Origin of the sequence: Mangrovimonas sp. ST2L15, from assembly GCF_001280515.1 — a bacterium.
In the GTDB taxonomy this organism is placed as follows: Bacteria; Bacteroidota; Bacteroidia; order Flavobacteriales; family Flavobacteriaceae; genus Mangrovimonas; species Mangrovimonas futianensis.
Genome location: NZ_LBIQ01000056.1, coordinates 1 through 286 on the forward strand (window position 1 = coordinate 1; position 286 = coordinate 286).

Here is a 286-nt window from a genome sequence, read left to right on the forward strand (position 1 = left end):
TTTGTCCAAGTGATCTCACCATTACAATTATCTGTAGCAGTAGCACCACCATTTGAAGCCAACCAAGCTTCGATACCACCTTGGTCACCATCAGCACTACACTCAATGGCAATGTCAGAGGCAGGTGTATCAATAACCGGAGCCGTTGTATCTTGAATAGTGATGGTCTGTGACACCGAAGATGAGTTGTTACACGCATCAGTGAATGTCCACGTTCTGGTCACCACAATGTTACAAGGATCTGTATCGTCCATGCTATCTACAGCAGTAGCAGTAATGTCACCAG

Annotated in this window: 1 protein-coding gene; it reads right to left on the reverse strand. The window is 45.5% G+C overall.

Annotated features, from left to right (window positions below):
- Nucleotides 1–286, reverse strand: a 286-nt coding sequence (locus tag ZA07_RS16265) for a hypothetical protein (RefSeq protein WP_197276770.1), incomplete at both ends; no start/stop codon positions are given.